Genomic DNA, 12,654 nt, shown 5'->3' on the forward strand with positions numbered 1-12,654 from the left:
GGCGGCCGGAAAACGCCGAACCTGCCTGCGTGTGCCCGCCCACCCGCCTACGCTCGCCTCGTGCTGCGCATCATCGACGCCCGAACCCGTGAGCCGGTCGACGCCGCCCCGGCCCGCCGGGGCCTGACCCGTGTCGAGGTGCACGCACCCGGCTCCGACACGACGAACCTGCGGGTCCTGCTCGTCGGGGACCTTCTGGTGCGGACCCTGGAGCTCGGCGGCACGCCGGTGTGGGCGCTGCTGACCGGCGGCCACCGGCAGGCGGAGCTGCGCGCGCACGCCGCGACGCTCGGCGTCCGCCCCTTCGAGGACAGCCCCGACGTCGGTGCCGGTCTGGGCGAGTCCCAGGTCGTCCACGTCACCACCGAGGACGGGGCGGCACCCGACGGAGTGCGGATCGCCGTCGCGCCCGCGGAGCCGGGTCCGCCGCACCCCTGTGACCCCGCCGTCCTGCGCCTCGCCCTGATAGGCCGGCACCACGGCACCCCCGTCCGGCTGGAGGCGGCCGGACTCGACGACGCCCACGCCACCCTCGCCCGCTGGCGCGGCGCGGTCGCCCGCTGGGCGCGGCAGCCCTCGCGGCCGGTCCCCGACGACGTACGGGGCCGGCTGCGTGGCGCCTGGGACGACGACCTGGACGTGCCACGGGTGCTGGACGTCCTGCGCCAGGTCGAGACCGAGCCGGAACTGGCGGACGGCGCCCGCTTCGAGACCTACGCCTACGCCGACCGGCTCCTCGGCCTCGACCTCACCCGCGACCTGGGATCCCCGTCATGATCGAACGCTCCGGAGCGGGCCCGCTGCGCCGCCTGATCGTGCTGCGGCACGCCAAGTCCGCCTGGCCCCTGGACGTCGTCGACCACGAACGCCCCCTCGCCCCGCGCGGCCGCCGGGACGCCCCCGCGGCCGGGCGGGCCCTGGCCGACGCCGACCTCCTGCCGGACCTGGCGCTGTGCTCCACCGCCGTCCGCGCCCGGCGGACCTGGGACCTCGCCGCCGCCGAGTGGGGCACTCCGCCGCCGGTCCGGCACGACCGGCGGCTGTACGCCGCCGGACCCTCCGGCCTGCTGGCCGTGGTGCACGAGGTACCCGCCGCGGTGGAGACGCTGCTGCTGATCGGGCACAACCCGGGCCTGGAGGACCTGGTCCTGGCCCTCGCCGGTGACGGCCTCGACGACACCCTGGAGCAGGTCCGCACGAAGTTCCCCACGTCGGCGATCGCCGTGCTGTCCTGGCGCGGCACGGCCTGGCGGGACCTCGCCCCCGGCACCGCGCTGCTCACCTCCGTGACCGTGCCCCGGGGCGCGAAGAAGTAGCCCCGGGCCCGCGCATAGGCTGGCCGGATGCCCGACGAATACCGCACGGTCGCCGGCGCCGGCGTGCACGAGACCGAGGTCAACCGCTCACGCTTCCTGTGCGCCCTCGCCCCGGCGGCCACCGAGCAGGAGGCCCAGGACTTCATCGCCGCCGTCCGCAAGGAGCACGCCGACGCCTCCCACAACTGCTGGGCCTACGTCATCGGCGCCGACGCCTCCGTCCAGAAGGCGAGCGACGACGGCGAACCCGGCGGCACCGCCGGCGTCCCCATGCTCCAGATGCTGCTGCGCCGCGACATGCGGTACGTCGTCGCCGTCGTCACCCGCTACTTCGGCGGGGTCAAACTCGGCGCCGGCGGGCTCATCCGGGCGTACGGCGGAGCGGTCGGCGAGGCCCTGGACACCCTCGGCACCCGCACCCGCCGCAGGTACCGGCTGGCTACGGTCACCGTCGACCACCAGCGCGCCGGCAAGCTCGAGAACGACCTGCGCACCGGCGGGCGCGAAGTCCGGGACGTGCGCTACGGGGAGGCCGTCACCCTCGAGATCGCCCTCCCGGACGCCGATGTGCCCGCCTTCCGCTCCTGGCTCGCCGACGCCACCGCCGGCACGGCCCGCTTCGAGGCGGGCGGGGAGGCGTACGGGGACGCCTGACGGCGGCCCCGCCTCGCACACGGCGGCGCGGCACGCGCGGGGTCCGGTCGGCCCGCCGAGGCCAGCGGGCGGTCGGCCCGCCGAGGTCAGCGGGCGGTCGGCCCGCCGAGGTCAGCGGGGACCGGCTCCGGTCCGGCCCTCGGCTCCCTCCCCGTCCTCGACCGCCGCCCCCGCCGGGACGCGGCCCAGCCGGAACCCGAGCAGCGCCGTGCCGACGGCGAGGGCCGCGAGGACGTACGCGGTGCGGTCGAAGGCCGCCGCGAAGTCGGCCAGGTCCGTGTCCGGGCCCGGCGACTGGGGATTGGTACCCAGAAAGCCGCGGTACAGGGCCCCGATGACAGCTACCCCGAAGGCCATCCCCGCCTGGGTGACGGTGTTGAGCACACCGGACCCGGCGCCCGCGTCGTCCGGGTGGACCCGGGTGAGAACGGTGTCCACCAGGGGCGCGACGACCAGGCCCTGCCCCAGCCCGGACACGCCCATCACGGCGGCGAGCGCGACCGCCTGGTCCGAGCCGTCGAGGCCGGTGACGGCGGGCACGGCGACGAGACCGGCCGCCATGACCAGGCCGCCCGCCACCGACACCCCGATACCGAACCGGGCGGCGAGCCTGCGGCACGCGGCCGAGGCGACGATGAACCCGAGGCCGAGCGGCACGAAGACCAGGCTCGCGGCCAGCGGGCTCTGCCTCAGGCCCGACTGGAGGTGATAGGTGAGCACCAGGAACAGCCCGGCGTTGCCCGAGAAGAACATCAGCACCGTGCCCATGCTCAGCGGGAACCCCTTGGCCCGCAGCAGCCGGGCCGGCAGCAGCGGGTCGTTCCCGGCGGCCTCCGTCCGGCGCTCCCAGCGCAGGAACGCCAGGGTGCCGACGGCGCCGAGGACGAAGCACGGGTACGTCCACCAGGGCCAGCCGTGCTCACCGCCGAGGATCAGCGGGATCAGGACGAGCGGCAGCAGCACGGCGGTGAAGGCCGCCCCGGCGATGTCCAGGCGCGGCCGGTCCGCGCTGCGGCTCTCGCTGACGGCGGGCACGGCCGCGCACAGGATCGCCGCGCCGATCGGCACGTTGATCAGGAAGATCATGCGCCAGCCCAGACCCGCCACGTCCAGGTCCAGCAGCAGGCCGCCGCCCACGAGGCCGGCGATGACGCCCGCGCCGATGGAGGCGCCGTAGGCACCGACGGCCCGGGCGCGGTCGCGCTCGTGCACGAAGACGGCCCGGATGAGGGAGAGCACCTGCGGCGTCATCACCGCGGCCGACAGGCCCTGCAGCACCCGCGCCGCGATGAGCGTGCCCGGGCCGGGCGCGAGCGCGCACAGCAGGGACGTCAGAGTGAAGGCGGCCACGCCGTACTGGAAGGTGCGCTTGCGGCCGATCCGGTCGCCCAGACGGCCGCCGGTTACCATGCCCGCTGCGTAAGCGATCACGTACCCGTCGATCACGAACTGGAGCTGGCCGAACCCGGCGTTCAGGTCCGCCTGGATCCCCGGAGCGGCGACGTTCACGATGAACATGTCGATCTGGCTCATGAACATCGCCAGCAGGACCACGGTGAGTCCCGCCCAGTCCCGTCCGGTGGCTCGAGGAGGGCCGGTGGTGGAGGCCCCGGCCGTGGCCTTCGGACTCGCATTCCGTGTCACAGTGCGCATATCACCACTCGTCGTCGCATACGTTTAGCGCTAAATTCAGATCTAAATGTAGCAGGTGGAAGGGAATCCCCATGAGGACGCCGGAACGAAGCGATCGCCGGCCGGCCGCCGCGAGCCCGACAGGAGACGACCCCGCGGACGCCATCGCGGCCGCGTGGAGCCGCGAGCGCCCCCAGACCCCGGTGGACTCCATCGGCGTGGTCACGAGGATCTGGCAGCTCGCCAAGCACTTCGGCGACGACCGCCGACGCGTCCTGGCCGAGGCGGGGGTCGACCCGGCCACCCTGGACCTGCTGAGCGTGCTGCGCCGCAGCGGGCCTCCCTACACGATGAGCACCCGGGACCTCGCCGGGCACTCCCTGGTCACCGCGGGTGCCATCTCGCAGCGGGTCGCACGCGCCGAACGCGAGCACCTGGTCACCCGCCGCCCCGCCCCCGGCCGCAGCCGCGCGGTGCTGGTGGAACTGACCACGGCCGGGCACGAGTTGGTCGAGCGCACGGTGGACCGGGTGCTCGCGCGCGAGGCCGAGCTCCTCGAAGGCCTGGGCGCGGAGCGGCAGGAGGCGCTCGCCGAACTGCTGCGTGAGCTGCTCGGCGACGTGCAGGAACAGCTCAACGTGCGGGGCGTCTCCCACGTGGGGCACGAGGGCCTCGGCCACCCGGAGCAGGGCTGATCCACTCGCTCCGGCCGTCACGGGCCCGACGGCCCTCGTGCCCCTGGGGCGCCGCCGGAGCGGCTCAGTAGCCGTGGGCGCTCGGTGCGTTCTGTCCGCCGTCCACGGGGATGTTCGCGCCGTTGACCGCCCGCGCCGCGTCCGAGAGCAGGAAGGCGATCACCTCGGCGACATCCCGCGGATCGACCAGCCGGCCGCCGGGGAACTCCCGCTCGAACCGGTGGTAGGCCTCCGGGTCCTCGTCCCGCAGCCTCGCCCAGCCCTTGCCCTCGATCAGCATCGAGCCGGGCGAGACGCAGTTGACCCGGACGCCCCGGGGCCCGAGCTCGCGGGCCAGGGAGGCGGCCAGGTGGATCTGCGCGGCCTTGGCCGCCGCGTACTGAGCCGGCGGTGCGGGCTTCCAGCCGGAGACGGAGGAGACCAGTACGGCGCTGCCCCCGGTCTCGGCCAGCGGTCCGGCGGCCTCGCGCAGGGCGATCGCCGGATGGGTGACGTTCAGGCGGCACGTCCGGTCCCAGTCGGACGGTTCCGTGGCACGCAGGTCCGTGCCGTGCGCACCGCCCGCCACGGTCACCAGGCCGTCCACCCGGCCGAGTTCGGCGGCGGAGTCCCGTACGAACGCCGCGAGGGCGTCCTCGTCGAGCACGTCCAGCCGCTCGGTGCGCAGGACGCGCCCGTGCAGGGCCCGCACCTCCCCGGCCACCGCCTTCAGCGAGTCGGCGTCCCGGCCGCACACGGCGATGTCGCAGCCCTGCGCGGCGAGCCGGAGCGTGGTCGCCCGGCCGAGGCCCCGGCTCCCGCCGGTCACGATCACCGCCCTGCGTTCCGCCCGCGACCGGCCCACCTCCCGTACGCCGTCCATGACGTCCGTGTCAGCCACTCGGTCCCCGCTCCTCTCGTCTTTCCTGACACCCCTCCCCGGCCGCGGGGATCAGCCCGTCCGCGCCGGGTCCCGCACCACGTACTCCCCGAGGATCCCGTCGATGCGGTCCAGCACGTCCTGCTCCAGGCGCACGCCCGAGGCCGCGACGTTCTCCTTGACCTGCTCCGGACGGCTCGCGCCGATGATCGCCGCCGAGACGGAGGGGTTCTGCAGGACCCAGGCGAGGGCGAGCTGGCTCATCGTCAGACCCAGGTCCGCTGCGACCGGGCCCAGCTCCTGGACGGCCCGCAGAGCGCCCTCGTCGTTCATCCAGTGGCCGACCAGCATGTCGACGAAGCCCTTGCCCGCGTCGCCGCCCGCCCGTGAATCCGACGGCGCGGCGGCGCCGGGACGGTACTTGCCGCTGAGGATGCCCTGCGCGAGAGGCGACCAGACGACCTGGCCCAGACCCTCCCGCTCGCACGCGGGCACCACCTGCGACTCGATGACCCGCCACAGCATGGAGTACTGCGGCTGGCTCGCGACCAGCGGGACGCGCAGCTCCCGGGCGAGAGCGGCGGCGCGGCTGATCTGCTCGGCGGTCCACTCGCTCACCCCGACGTAGAGCACCTTGCCGGAGCGGACCAGGTCCGCGAAGGCCAGCATGGTCTCTTCGAGCGGTACCGCGGGGTCGTAGCGGTGCGCGTAGTAGACGTCGACGTAGTCGGTGCCGAGGCGGCGCAGCGACGCCTCGCAGCCCTCGACGACGTGCTTGCGGGACAGGCCGCGGTCGTTGGGGCCGGGGCCCACCGGGTGGCAGACCTTGGTGGAGAGCACGAGGCCCTCACGTCGCTGACCGGCGAGCGCCTTGCCCAGCACGGTCTCGGCGCGGGTCTCGGAGTACACATCGGCGGTGTCGAAGGTGGTGATGCCCGCGTCGAGCGCGGCCCGGACGCAGGCCTGGGCCGTCTCCTCGTCGATCTGGGCACCGTGGGTGATCCAGTTGCCGAACGCGAGCTCGCTGATCACGAGGCCGCTGTTGCCGAGCCGGCGGAACTCCATGGGTGTGTCGCCTCTTCCTTCTCTGGTTCTGAGTCCGGTTCGTACCGGTGGTCCGGGGCGGCCGACGCAGGGGGCGCCCGGGCGGGTCCGGCCGGCCGGCTCACAGCAGGGCCGCCGTGAAGGCGACGACCTCACGGGCCTGGCGCGGGCTCAGCCGCGGGTCGCAGGCCGACTCGTAGCGGGGCAGCGGCGTGGCCGAGGCCAGCTCCGCCGCCGAGCCGACGCACTCGGTGACCGGGTGGTGGGCGGTCTCCAGCATCAGACCGGCGGGGTGCAGCCCGTGGGCGTGCAAGGCTGTCACGAAACCCTCGATCTCCCGGGTGACGTCCTCGACGGCGCGGCTCTTCTGCCCGGCGCCGTTGACCCGGGTGTTGCCGTGCATGGGATCGCAGATCCACGCCACGTCGGACGCCTCGTCGCCGAGCGCCCGCAGTACGGACGTCAGCTTCGGGACGATCCGGTCCCGGCCCATGCGCACGATCAGGGAGAGCCGGCCGGGGCGCCGCCGGGCGTCGAGCATCCGCACCAGCGTGCGGACGTCCTCGGGGGAGGCCGAGGGGCCGATCTTGACGCCCACCGGGTTGGCGATCGAGGCGGCGAACTGCACGTGCTGGTGATCCGGTTGGCGGGTACGGTCACCGATCCACAGGAAGTGGCCGGAGGAGCCGTAGCCCCTGCCGTCCGTGCCCGGGCGGACCAGTGCCTGCTCGTACTCCAGGAGCAGCGCCTCGTGCCCGGCGTACGTGCGCTGGGGCGCGGCCCGGCCGACCAGGCCCAGGTCCCGTTCCAGCAGGGTGCTCAGCGTGGTGCCGGCGTGCCGGTACGCCAGCAGCAGCCGGGACGGGAGGGCGGTACGGGCCGCCGCGGTGGGCTCGGGGGCGTTGACCGCGTCGCCGCGGTAGACGGGCAGTTCGGTGCCGTCGGGCAGGGTCTCGGTCGGGTTCGAGCGCGGTTTGGCGTACTGCCCGGCGATCCGGCCCATCCGGACCGTGGGCGGGCCGCCGGCCGCGGTGAACTCGTCGGCCAGGGCGTGCAGTTCGTCCGCCTTGGCGAGCACGGCGTCGGGGGTGGCGTCGGCGAACCGCTCGGCGCACTCCCCGGCCTGCAGCACGAAGGCCTCACCGCGGGCGGCCCGCCCGAGCTCGGTCGCGAGGTCGGCGCAGGCGGTGGCGTCCACCAGGGGAGGTTTGCGTTCCAGGGAGAGCAGGACGTCCTTGAGTTCGTCGAGCGAGGCCCATTCGGGCTGCTGCTGGGCGCGGGCCGGCAGCAGCAGGCGCGTGGCGGTCATGGTTCTTCCTCCGTGGGCTGGTCGTGGGGGAGAGGCACGGCGTCACACCGCCGCGGTCGTGGCGTCCGGGTCGGTGGTGGGGAGAGGCAGGTGGCGGGCCCGGGCCAGCGCGGCCGCCCGGGTGATCTCCCCGGCCAGCGGACGGTCCCGGTCCAGGGGCGGGAACTCCTCCCGCAGCTCCCGCCACAGCCGTGCCTCCTCGCCGTCCCGGTGTCCGGTCAGATGGGCGAGCTGGTTCACCGCGAGAAGCAGCGAGCCGAGGATCCACCAGGCCCGTTCGGTCATCTGGGCCACGGTGTTGGCGCTGTTGAGGGCGAGCGGCACCTGGTCCTGGTTGTGGAGATTGGTCGGCACGGCGGTGAACGACGCCGGATGGCCCAGCTGGCGCAGCCGGCCCAGATGGGAGCTCGCCGCGATCTGCACCCCGGCGAAGCCGCTCCCGGCGCCGGGCCGGGGCGTCAGCAGCGGGGGCAGTCCGCCGTTGGCCGCCGGGTCCAGCACCAGGGCGAGCTGGCGCTCCATCAGGTAGGCCACCTGGTGCGCGCAGGAGGCGTGCGTCTCCGAGGCGAAGGCCACGGGGGCGGCGTGGAAGTTGCCGCCGTGCAGCAGGTCGCCGTCGACGAGCACGGGGTTGTCGCTGCACCCCTCCGCCTCGTCGGCCAGGACCGAGCCCTGGAGGTCCAGCTGGTCCAGGACGGCGCCCAGCACCTGGGGGGCGCACCGCAGGGAGTAGCGCTCCTGGAGCGGGCGGTCCGGGCCGGGCGCCGGGTCGGGCGTGGCGCCCGAGGCGGTGCGTTCGGCCCGGATCCACGAGGCGACCGTCCGCTGCCCGGGCTGGTTGCGCACCCGTTGGAGCGCGTCCTCGTAGGGCTCGCCCGAGGCACCGAGCAGCGCGGCGGTCCGGCCGGTGAGGGCCGCGGCGGCCCGGGTGAGCGCGCCGAGCTCCCGGTGGGTGTGCAGGGCGCGGGCCAGACAGGCGCTGCTGCCGTTGACGAAGGCGAGCGCGGACCGCGCGTCCCAGATGACGGGAGGCAGGCCCAGTCCCTCCAGCACGGCCGAGGCGTCCGCCCGCCGCCACGCGCCTCCGGCGTCGCGGCACCAGGCTTGAGGGGCGGGAGAGTCCAGGGGCGGGGTCGGGGGGCGGGGAGACTCGAGGGCCGCGGTCCCGGCCCGGGGAGGCCGGGGGGCCGGGCTCCAGGCCGGGGAGGTGGTGTCGTCGGCGCTGCCGGCCTCATCGGCGGCCCCACCGTCGTCGCCCGACCCGGCCGCCGCGAACGCCAGCGCCGCGTGGGCCAGGGGGACGAGGTCGCCGCTCGCGCTGAGGCTGCCCTCGCTGGGTACCACCGGGACGAAACCGGCGTTCAGCAGGTCGGTGAGTCGCTGCCAGGTCTTCGGGGCGACGGCGGAGTGCCCCAGGGTCATGCCGCGCAGCCGGAGCCAGACCATGGTGCGGGTGACCTCCGGCGGCAGTGGTTCGCCCTGCCCGGTCGCCAGATGGGAGATCAGGCCGAGCCCCTGACGGGCCGGGTCCGGGTCGGCGGGATGGTCCACCAGCGGTCCGAAGCCGTGGGTGACCCCGTAGACGCGTCGGGAGCCGTCGAGGCCGGTCAGGGCGCGGTGGGCCGCCGCCATCCGGGCCTGGTCGACCGCGGTCGGTTCCAGGGGTTCGGTGCTGCGGTCCAGCAGGTCACTTACCAGTGTGTCGGGCGACCGGGGGTCGGAGGAGGGGTGGGGGAGGGGCATGGCTGCCTTCCGTCGTCCGGGCGGGCGGTCGCTTCAGCTCGGCCGGAGGCCGAGCGGCCCGACCGCCTCCTCCAGCAGCGCGGCCAGCCGGATCAGCAGCGGTTCGTGGTCGCGGCGCGCGATGAGCTGCACGCACAGCGGTGCCCCGCGCTCGTCCCGGGCGACCGGCATGGTGAGCGCGGGCAGGCCGGCGAAACTGGCGAGCGGGGTGTAGGCCACGCGCACGTCGTAGTCGGGGTCCTGCGGGGCCGGGATGGTCGACACCCGGGCGCCGGCGGTCGCGAGGTCCGGCGGCGCGGCCGGGTCCAGGGGCAGCAGCCAGGCGTCCACGCCCGCGGCGTCGAAGTCGCCCTCGACCGTGGCGCGGGTGTGCGCCAGGCGCTCCAGGATCCAGGCGTAGCGGTCGTCCTGGACCTTCGCCCCGACCTCCAGCGCACCGCGAGTGGTCTCGTGCAGGTCGGCGGGCACCCAGGGCCGCCACACCTGGTACGCGTCCCACGCCTGGCGCGCGCACAGCTCCCAGGCGGGTCCGCGCAGCGCCCACAGGTCGTCGACGCGCACGGCGTCGAGCAGGTGGCCGCTCGCTTCGAGGTGCCCGCAGGCCGTTTCCAGCGCCCCGCGCATGACGGGACCGCACGTGCCCTCGGGCCCCTCGGTGTTGGCCACGACTCCGATCCGGTACGGGCCCTCACCGGGCGGGCGCTGGGCGCCGAGCCGGTCGAGTCCGAGGAGCGGCCACAGGTAGGCCAGGTCCGCGGCGCTGCGGGCGGCCCAGCCCAGTGCGTCCATGGGCGGGGACAGCGGGAAGACACCCTCCAGCAGCGAGCTGCGGTGGGTCATCCGCAGGCCCACCGTCCCGCACTGGCCGGCGGGCCAGCGCACCGAGCCGAGGACGTCCGTGCCGAGGGCGAGGTCGCAGATGCCGGCGGCCACCGACACGGCCGTGCCGGTGCTGGAGCCGCCGGGGTCGATGTGCGGGACGTAGGGGTTGACGCACTCCGACCCGACCCCGATGTTCAGCTCGGTGGTGACCACCTTGGCCGTCACGGAGGCGAGTTCGGGCGGCAGGGCGGAGATCGCGGGGGTCGAGAGGCGGGCGTGGTGGCGGTGGCCGCGCAGTCCGAGCCGGGTGGGGAAGCCGGCCACGTCCACGGTGTCCTTAACACCGACGCGCACCGGCGGGGCGTCCGGGCCGAGCGGGGCGCGCTGGACACAGGCGCGGTAGCGGGCATCGGCCTCGTCGGACCAGGCGGCCTCGGCGGTGCGCCACTCCTCGGCGGTCAGGGTGCATCGGGAGCGGGCCGTCACCCTCTCCGGCAACGACATCCGTACCGGGGTGCCGGGGACCGAGGGCCGCGACGCCGGGGTCGTCCAACGCGCCTGCCGCGCATAGGCGGTGATCGCGTCCTGGGCTGTGGGGGTGTCAGACATGCTCGGGCTCCTCGGCGGGGGGTCGGGCGGCGGTGAGCTCGGCGGTGAGGACCTTGCCGGTGGCGCTGCGGGGGATGCGGGCGACGCGGTGCACGGCGCGCGGCGCGGGCAGGCCGGAGGGGAGCCGGCCCAGCATCCGGCGCAGGTCCGCGGGGTCGGCCGGCCGGGGTCCGGCGTAGAACATCTCGTAGTGCTCTCCGCGCACCGGGTCGCCGACGGGGGCGCAGACCAGGTCGACGCCGGGGCAGCGGGCGCGGGCCAGCTCCTCCACGCGGGCCAGGTCGCAGCGCAGCCCGTTCACCTTGATCAGCCGGGACGCCCGCCCCAGGTGATGGAAGGTGCGCGGGCCCACCGGCGCGACGAGGTCGGGCAACTCCCAGTCGTCCGGAGGAGTTTCGGCGCCGTCCCGGCGGGCCAGCCGCGGGCCGGCGACCCGCAGCCGCCGGGCCGCGCCGTCGCAGCCCGTGGGATCGCCGTCCGTGGCCGCGCCGGGTGGCGGCTCCACGTCGTGCAGGACCTCCACGTCGGGCAGCAGGGTCCAGGGGAGGGCGTCGTGCTGCCCGGCGGCGACGGGGCGGTGGGCGACGGCGCCGGTCTCGGTGGAGCCGAGCAGCTCGAACGCCCGGAAGCCGGTGCCGGTGAGGTGTGAGGTGACCTGATGGGCCGCAGGGGTGGTGGGGCCGGTGCTGTGCAGGGCGGTCACCCGGCCGTGCCGCGCCAGGGCGGGCAGGTGCCGGGCGAGCAGCTGCCAGGTGGCGGGCAGGCAGACCAGCAGGGTGGGCACGCCGTCGTCGAGCGGCGGCAGGGCGAGCGGCTGGTCCCACAGACCGGTCACCGGGACGCCCTCGATGCGGGGCAGTTCGCGGCTGTAGAGCCGGCCGTAGAGGTGCTCGGGGGGTGCGTAGGACACGATGCGGCCGAACCGGGCGGGGCCCAGTACCTCCTCGCGGACCAGGGCCGCCTCGGTGCGCAGCTGCGCCTCGGTGCGCAGCCAGGTCACCGGCGGGCCGGTGCTGCCGGAGGTGGCGAAGGCGACGTCCGGCACGGTCAGCTCCTCAGGCCGAGGGCAACCGTGTCCTCCAGGCGTTCGTGGGTGAAGCGCACCATCCGCTCGACGCTGGAGAACCAGTGGCGGACGTCGTCCGCGACGAAGTCCACCTCGATGCCGAACTCGCTCTCGACGGCCGAAATGCACTCCATGGCGGTGAGGCTGTCGTAGCGCTCACCGAGTGCCTGCTGGAGGTCGGCGTCGGAGGGTACGGCGGCGAAGGCGTCGCCGATGCGGGCGGCGAGGACGGACCGGGTGCGGTCGTGGATCTGCTCGGGGGAGGGGACGGTCGTGGTCATGGTCGTACTCCTTGCGGTGGATCAGGTTGCGGTGGATCGAGTTGTGGTGGATCAGGTTGTGGCGATGGCGATCAGGGGGAAGCGGGACCGCGGCGGGGACGCTGCACGCCAGGCATCGGCCTGGGCGCCGGTCAGACGCCGGTCAGACGGCGGTCAGACGGCGGTGAGACGCCGGTCAGACGGCGGCAGGCGCGGGGCGCACGGCGGTGCCGTCGGCCCGGCGCAGCCCTTCGCCGGCGCCGAGGTAGACGTCGGAGGGCGAGGTGGGACGGAACTCCAGGTAGCAGAACGGAGTCGTGGCGTCCGCGCCGAGTGCCTCGGTGACGCAGCGGGCGAGTCCGTCGCGGAAGGCGTCGTCGCGGTCGGGGCCCACACAGCAGGTCACCGACGCGTGGTGCACGCCGGTGGCGTCCGGCGTCTCGTGCGGCAGCGCCTCGACGGGCATGCCGCCGGAGAAGACGGTGCTCTCCTCAGTGGGCTCGAAGCGCACGACGACGTGACCGGCCTGGACACCCTGGGCGGTGAGCCAGCGGGTGACACGCAGGGCGACGGCCCGGCGCCGGGGGACGGGGAGTTCGGGGGTACGGATGGTGATCGTGGGCACAAGGCCTCCGGTTCGGCGGT

General features: G+C 75.0%; 13 protein-coding genes. 4 read left to right on the forward strand and 9 right to left on the reverse strand.

All coding sequences use genetic code 11. The annotated features are described in order from the left end of the window. Nucleotides 1-60 precede the first annotated feature (60 nt). The 3 genes from HDC93_RS27210 to HDC93_RS27220 are packed head-to-tail and all read left to right on the forward strand — an operon-like array spanning nucleotide 61 to nucleotide 1,970. Complete coding sequence (locus HDC93_RS27210) at nucleotides 61-777, forward strand: hypothetical protein (RefSeq protein ID WP_185013445.1); 717 nt, start codon at nucleotides 61-63, stop codon at nucleotides 775-777. Further along, nucleotides 774-1,316, forward strand: a complete 543-nt coding sequence (locus tag HDC93_RS27215) for a histidine phosphatase family protein (protein ID WP_185013446.1) — start codon at nucleotides 774-776, stop codon at nucleotides 1,314-1,316. Before HDC93_RS27210 ends, HDC93_RS27215 begins: the two co-directional genes overlap by 4 nt. Before the next feature lie 27 nt (nucleotides 1,317-1,343). Next, nucleotides 1,344-1,970 carry a YigZ family protein gene (locus tag HDC93_RS27220; protein WP_185013447.1) on the forward strand — a complete coding sequence of 209 codons (627 nt, stop codon included), beginning with the start codon at nucleotides 1,344-1,346 and terminating at the stop codon, nucleotides 1,968-1,970. A 111-nt stretch (nucleotides 1,971-2,081) separates the two neighbouring features. Here HDC93_RS27220 and HDC93_RS27225 read toward each other — a convergent pair whose 3' ends face one another. Further along, nucleotides 2,082-3,623, reverse strand: a complete 1,542-nt coding sequence (locus HDC93_RS27225) for an MFS transporter (RefSeq protein ID WP_260419790.1) — start codon at nucleotides 3,621-3,623, stop codon at nucleotides 2,082-2,084. Between the two features lie 71 nt (nucleotides 3,624-3,694). Between HDC93_RS27225 and HDC93_RS27230 the strand changes: the two genes are divergently transcribed. Continuing rightward, nucleotides 3,695-4,297: a MarR family winged helix-turn-helix transcriptional regulator gene (locus tag HDC93_RS27230; RefSeq protein ID WP_185013448.1), complete on the forward strand. Its 603-nt coding sequence runs from the start codon at nucleotides 3,695-3,697 to the stop codon at nucleotides 4,295-4,297. Between the two features lie 64 nt (nucleotides 4,298-4,361). Here HDC93_RS27230 and HDC93_RS27235 read toward each other — a convergent pair whose 3' ends face one another. The 8 genes from HDC93_RS27235 to HDC93_RS27270 all read right to left on the reverse strand — a co-directional run bounded on the left by HDC93_RS27235 (nucleotide 4,362) and on the right by HDC93_RS27270 (nucleotide 12,634). Next, complete coding sequence (locus tag HDC93_RS27235) at nucleotides 4,362-5,177, reverse strand: SDR family oxidoreductase (protein ID WP_311774630.1); 816 nt, start codon at nucleotides 5,175-5,177, stop codon at nucleotides 4,362-4,364. A gap of 51 nt (nucleotides 5,178-5,228) precedes the next feature. Beyond that, complete coding sequence (locus tag HDC93_RS27240; protein WP_185013449.1) at nucleotides 5,229-6,221, reverse strand: aldo/keto reductase family protein; 993 nt, start codon at nucleotides 6,219-6,221, stop codon at nucleotides 5,229-5,231. Nucleotides 6,222-6,321: 100 nt separating this feature from the next. After that, nucleotides 6,322-7,509, reverse strand: a complete 1,188-nt coding sequence (locus HDC93_RS27245; protein ID WP_185013450.1) for a 3-deoxy-7-phosphoheptulonate synthase — start codon at nucleotides 7,507-7,509, stop codon at nucleotides 6,322-6,324. Nucleotides 7,510-7,551: 42 nt separating this feature from the next. After that, a complete protein-coding gene (locus tag HDC93_RS27250; RefSeq protein WP_185013451.1) occupies nucleotides 7,552-9,252 on the reverse strand; it encodes an aromatic amino acid ammonia-lyase in 1,701 nt (566 codons plus the stop codon). A 33-nt stretch (nucleotides 9,253-9,285) separates the two neighbouring features. Beyond that, complete coding sequence (locus HDC93_RS27255; RefSeq protein WP_185013452.1) at nucleotides 9,286-10,683, reverse strand: amidase; 1,398 nt, start codon at nucleotides 10,681-10,683, stop codon at nucleotides 9,286-9,288. Next, on the reverse strand, nucleotides 10,676-11,728 hold the full coding sequence (locus HDC93_RS27260) for an acyl--CoA ligase (RefSeq protein WP_185013453.1): 1,053 nt from the start codon (nucleotides 11,726-11,728) through the stop codon (nucleotides 10,676-10,678). Before HDC93_RS27260 ends, HDC93_RS27255 begins: the two co-directional genes overlap by 8 nt. Before the next feature lie 2 nt (nucleotides 11,729-11,730). After that, on the reverse strand, nucleotides 11,731-12,030 hold the full coding sequence (locus HDC93_RS27265; RefSeq protein ID WP_185013454.1) for an acyl carrier protein: 300 nt from the start codon (nucleotides 12,028-12,030) through the stop codon (nucleotides 11,731-11,733). 175 nt (nucleotides 12,031-12,205) lie between these two features. Further along, the gene (locus tag HDC93_RS27270; protein WP_185013455.1) at nucleotides 12,206-12,634 is read right to left on the reverse strand and encodes a hypothetical protein; all 429 of its coding nucleotides are present in this window, start codon (nucleotides 12,632-12,634) and stop codon (nucleotides 12,206-12,208) included. Between the last annotated feature and the right edge of the window lie 20 nt (nucleotides 12,635-12,654).

It is taken from the genome of Streptomyces sp. AK010 (assembly GCF_014207295.1).
GTDB classification, from domain to species: domain Bacteria; phylum Actinomycetota; class Actinomycetes; order Streptomycetales; family Streptomycetaceae; genus Streptomyces; species Streptomyces massasporeus.

What these genes read in the sequence shown, in the direction of transcription:
- HDC93_RS27215 (WP_185013446.1), top strand. Translation starts at nt 774, where the DNA reads ATGATCGAACGCTCCGGAGCGGGCCCGCTGCGCCGCCTGATCGTGCTG.
- HDC93_RS27220 (WP_185013447.1), top strand. Translation starts at nt 1,344, where the DNA reads ATGCCCGACGAATACCGCACGGTCGCCGGCGCCGGCGTGCACGAGACC.
- HDC93_RS27225 (WP_260419790.1), bottom strand. Translation starts at nt 3,623, where the DNA reads ATGCGCACTGTGACACGGAATGCGAGTCCGAAGGCCACGGCCGGGGCC.
- HDC93_RS27230 (WP_185013448.1), top strand. Translation starts at nt 3,695, where the DNA reads ATGAGGACGCCGGAACGAAGCGATCGCCGGCCGGCCGCCGCGAGCCCG.
- HDC93_RS27240 (WP_185013449.1), bottom strand. Translation starts at nt 6,221, where the DNA reads ATGGAGTTCCGCCGGCTCGGCAACAGCGGCCTCGTGATCAGCGAGCTC.
- HDC93_RS27245 (WP_185013450.1), bottom strand. Translation starts at nt 7,509, where the DNA reads ATGACCGCCACGCGCCTGCTGCTGCCGGCCCGCGCCCAGCAGCAGCCC.
- HDC93_RS27250 (WP_185013451.1), bottom strand. Translation starts at nt 9,252, where the DNA reads ATGCCCCTCCCCCACCCCTCCTCCGACCCCCGGTCGCCCGACACACTG.
- HDC93_RS27255 (WP_185013452.1), bottom strand. Translation starts at nt 10,683, where the DNA reads ATGTCTGACACCCCCACAGCCCAGGACGCGATCACCGCCTATGCGCGG.
- HDC93_RS27265 (WP_185013454.1), bottom strand. Translation starts at nt 12,030, where the DNA reads ATGACCACGACCGTCCCCTCCCCCGAGCAGATCCACGACCGCACCCGG.